This window comes from Butyricicoccus sp. (genome assembly GCF_050872565.1).
Classification (GTDB): Bacteria; Bacillota; Clostridia; order Oscillospirales; family Butyricicoccaceae; genus Butyricicoccus_A.
Map to the genome: position 1 here is coordinate 1 of NZ_JBNMHC010000192.1, position 4399 is coordinate 4399.

General features: G+C 51.8%; 3 protein-coding genes. All 3 read right to left on the minus strand.

Annotated elements, in window-relative coordinates; translation table 11 throughout:
• Positions 1 to 791: DUF975 family protein (locus tag ACR0P9_RS08355; RefSeq protein WP_432619137.1), on the minus strand; the 791-nt coding region annotated here is incomplete at its 3' end.
• Between the two features lie 31 nt (positions 792 to 822).
• Entirely contained in the window at positions 823 to 2679 is a 1857-nt protein-coding gene (locus ACR0P9_RS08360; protein WP_432619139.1) for a VanW family protein, read from the minus strand.
• 190 nt (positions 2680 to 2869) lie between these two features.
• Positions 2870 to 3964, minus strand: a complete 1095-nt coding sequence (ychF, locus tag ACR0P9_RS08365) for a redox-regulated ATPase YchF (protein ID WP_432619141.1) — start codon at positions 3962 to 3964, stop codon at positions 2870 to 2872.
• Between the last annotated feature and the right edge of the window lie 435 nt (positions 3965 to 4399).

Here is a 4399-nt window from a genome sequence, read left to right on the forward strand (position 1 = left end):
CGATGCGAAACGCGGATTTCCACCCCGCGAATGCGGTCAAACAAATGATACAGGGCGAGCAAAAAATACGGGCACACCACGATGAGCAGCAATCCGCCGAAGATAACCGAAAGAATCATCCAGAACAGAAAGCTGAGCATCAGATAAAAGAAATCGGTGCGATGCCCGCGGCAGCTCTTGGCAGCGGTGCGCACCGCCTGCCAGCAAGTCATGTTCTGCCGCTCCGCCATCAGAGAATAGCCGCACTGATACGGCAGCAGCATCGCTCCATACCAGATACTCGCCACAATGACAATCTCTACGAAAATCAAATAGCCGGTAGAATTGGGCAGGGCATACTGATACAGTGCCGCGCCCGCCAGACAAATACTCAGATACGGAATCAGCCACAATATTGCGTGCAGCAGCTGAATCAATGCCATCCAAATCGACCGGATATACAGCCGAATCGAGGTAAAGCATAGCAGAATCACAGATGCCTGTACTCGCGCGCCTGCCCGCCGCCACGCACAAAACTGCGTCATGCCGTAATACAGCGGCATCGTGATAAACAGCTGTGCCGCTCCATATGCCGCCAGTGCCTCTGCGAGTTGGGCATAAGTCAGCGTGTCGCGAATGGCCATGCCCGACGCATCAAAGCACACAATCTGTAAGGCAACAGAAATCAAAAATGCCGGTGCCAAAAACAGAAACGCCGCACCGAGCGTGGGCAGCAGCATCTGCATCAAATCCTGTTTGGCAGCCGCTTTGCTGCCATATACATTGCTCAAACGCTGTTTTCTGCTGTCCATTTTCTTCTCCTGTGCGGCGTTTTTTTGTGTCTTACTTCTTATTCAGCAGATATGCACTGCTGTTTACCTTGCTGGTTGTGGTCTTGCCATTCTCCGTCACCGTCTTGTACAGCGAAGCGTACTTGTACTTGCCGCTCGTGTAGCTCTTGCTGGAGAAGGAGATGGTCTTATCCGAGGTCTTGGTGCCGTACAGCTGAACCGTCAGCGAACCGCCTCCGGAGCTTGCTACGACCTTGATCGGATACGGGGTGTTATTGACAAACTTAAAGTCCTTGCTGCCCCAGTACACCGCTGCATCCTGCGAAATCGGTGTATACGAAATCTGGAACTGGTGGTTGTATCGTTCGGTTACTTCCAAATCCGCACGCAGCACTGCCATGTAAACCGTCGAGGATACCTGACAAACGCCGCCGCCCAGACCGTCTACCTCCGAGCCATTGGAGAAAATAATCGCAGAGCGATAACCTCTCGATGCCGTTCTCTCGCCAACAATGTCATTGTACGAGAACTCTTCACCCGGATTCAAAATAGTTCCGTTGATCGAGCTGCACGCCAGACGGACATTGGTGGTACGGCCAGCCTGACCGCCGTTATAATACGTCGTCGTAGATCCCAGTACATCGCGGAACAGCAGCGGCTCCAAGTCTGCCTTGGTAACCTGTGCCTTGGTCAGCTCAATCGGAATTGTATAGGTCTGCTGGCTGGCATCGCCGATGGCAGAAGAAATGGCACTTTCCTCTACCTTTACACCGTCAACCGCCTCTTCGATGGTCTTGCCGTCCTTCTTGTTTACAGTCGCATTCTTTGCCTCGGTGTTGACATCCTTGGCAATTGCTGCGGCATCCGGCTTGTTCTGATCCTTTTCCTGTGTCTCAATGGTATACTTGTTGAGATCGACGTTTTCTACCTGCGTCGAAATATCCGAGACAACCTTGCTCTTGTCAAACTCATTGCCCTGCTTGCCGGTGTCTACAATCAGTTCCTTCTTGTCTTTGTCCACCTTCCAGCTCGGCTGTACCGGCTCATAGGCCAAATCTTCTGCGATTTTGTCTACCTGTTCCTGTACAGCGCCGTCCTTCAGTGTGGCATTCAGCGAAATATCCCGTCCGCCGAACAGGCATCCCAGAACCGTCGAGACGCGCTGGAAATATCCGCCCTCACGGCCCATCTGATATGCCTGCTGTGCAGAAGCCTTTGCATCGACGGCTTCTGCCACGTCAGAGAGCTTGATCTCATAGGTCTTGTCTTCTCCGCTGACAGTATCCTTGCCGTCCAGCTCAATGCTCTGAGCCAGTACGGTCTTCTGCACATCGCCGGAGATGTAGCTTGCCGCTTCATCCTGCGTCATGCCGCTGAGCTTATAGGTATCTGCGACCTTGACGCCCGGGAAAACCTTGTCGTATGTATAGGTATACACACTCAAGGCAACAACAGCAACGACAACAACACCTGCAATGACAGCGGCAATCCGCTTGCCCATGCCGCCAGACTTTTTCTCCTTGCGCGGCTTTCTGTTGTTTCCAGAACCGCCGTCGGTCTCCAAAATCGGCTCAAACGGCTGCGTCTCTTCCTGTGTCGCACGACGCGGGGCTGCCTGCGGCTGTTCTGCCTCATCGTCAATCTTGACCGCATTGATTTTCATTGTCTTATCATCCAGCTCCTGTGCCTTCGGCGCATCTTCTGCCGGAGCAGCGTCTGCCCCTGCGTCATCGCCGCCGGTTACATTGACCGGAATCGCAGTCTCCCAACTGCCGTCCTTGTTTTTCTTTTTCATCTCAAAGGCCGCAGCGTTCTCTGCGTCCTCCTTGCTGACGATCGGAAAGCCCTTTGTGCTTTCTTCCACACCATGTTCTCCCGGAGTTACTCCGGACTGCTTCTTATCATCCATGCAGTTCCATAACCTCCTGCTTATCTCTTCCATGAATCAACTACGTATACGAAAATACATGCTTAAATCGACGCACAGCTATACTATTATACCTATCATAGAGCATTGTACAGCAAAATGCAATTACAATTCCGAAACAATTTCGTGTCGTTTTGATTACTTCTTCGATAGAGATGAAAAATCCGTCGGTTTATACGTTAAAGCGGAATTCGACAATATCGCCGTCACGCATGATATATTCCTTGCCTTCCGAGCGAACCAGTCCCTTTTCCTTTGCTGCCACGAGAGAGCCGCACGCCATCAGGTCATCAAACGAAACGACTTCTGCACGAATAAAGCCGCGCTCGAAATCGGTATGAATCTTACCTGCTGCCTGCGGTGCCTTGGTGCCCTTCTTGATGGTCCATGCGCGAACTTCCTTCGGGCCTGCGGTCAGGAAGCTCATCAGACCCAGCAGGTCATAGCAGACGCGAATCAGACGATCCAGACCGGACTCTTCCAGACCCAACTCAGACAGGAACAACTCCTTTTCGTCGTCCTCCAGGCTGGCAATATCCTGCTCCATCTGTGCACAGATCGGCAGTACCATCGAGCCTTCGTCCTCTGCAATCTTGCGAACAGCTGCCAGACGAGCATTTTCTGTCTCATCACCGGTAAAGCCGTTTTCGTCTACGTTTGCCGCATAGATAACCGGCTTCGAGGTCAGCAGATCAACGGTGTCAATCAGTTCCTTCTGCTCTTCAAACTCCGGGAACGTGCGTGCGGTGTTGCCGCCTTCCAGATGGTCATACAGACGCTGGAACACTTCGATTTCTGCGTTGTACTTCTTGTCGCCCTTTGCGAGCTTCTTAGAACGCTCGATACGGCGCTCCAGCAGCTCCATATCCGACATAATCAATTCGAGATTGATGGTCTCAATGTCGCGCTGCGGGTCGATGCTGCCCTCAACATGAATGATGTTCGGGTTGTCAAAGCAGCGAACCACGTGCACAATGGCATCGACTTCGCGGATATGGGACAGGAACTTGTTGCCCAGACCTTCGCCCTTGGATGCGCCGCGCACCAGACCGGCAATATCTACGAATTCTACTACAGCCGGAATGGTCTTCGGCGGGTGATACATCTCGGTCAGCTTATCCAGACGCTCGTCCGGTACGCTTACCATGCCGACATTCGGGTCAATGGTGCAGAACGGGTAGTTCGCCGACTCCGCGCCGGCATTTGTGATGGCATTGAACAGGGTGCTCTTTCCCACGTTCGGCAAGCCGACAATACCAATTTTCATGTGTTACGCTCCTTTAATCTATCCTGCGGGATGATTTGGTCACCCCGGTTATTTTTTACATACTTTTATAGTATACACCTGTTTACACCTTCTGACAAGCATCCTTGTGTAGTCAGTGTAACGGAATTCTCCCCTGATTTTCCGCCGAATTTTGGAATATGTCTGTGTGTACTTTTTGTGAAAAGCATTCTATAATAAACAAGAAGAAAGATTACAATTCCGTTACAGCCCTTTTACGTAACGGTTGATTTTGGAGGAATCGCAATGCCTGCGCTTGTCTCTCATTTTATGTTCGCAGACTCCGCTCTGCACGAAGCTCAGCCCTATCTCGCAAAAGCCATTGAAGCGGCACCGCTCGCTTTTCGCTGGGGTGCCCAGGGACCAGACATCTTATTTTTTTACCACCCACTCACCGAAAACAGCATCAACCGCGTC

Coding starts and splice junctions, on each gene's coding strand:
- ACR0P9_RS08360 (WP_432619139.1), bottom strand. CDS start 2,679: ATGGATGATAAGAAGCAGTCCGGAGTAACTCCGGGAGAACATGGTGTG.
- ychF (WP_432619141.1), bottom strand. CDS start 3,964: ATGAAAATTGGTATTGTCGGCTTGCCGAACGTGGGAAAGAGCACCCTG.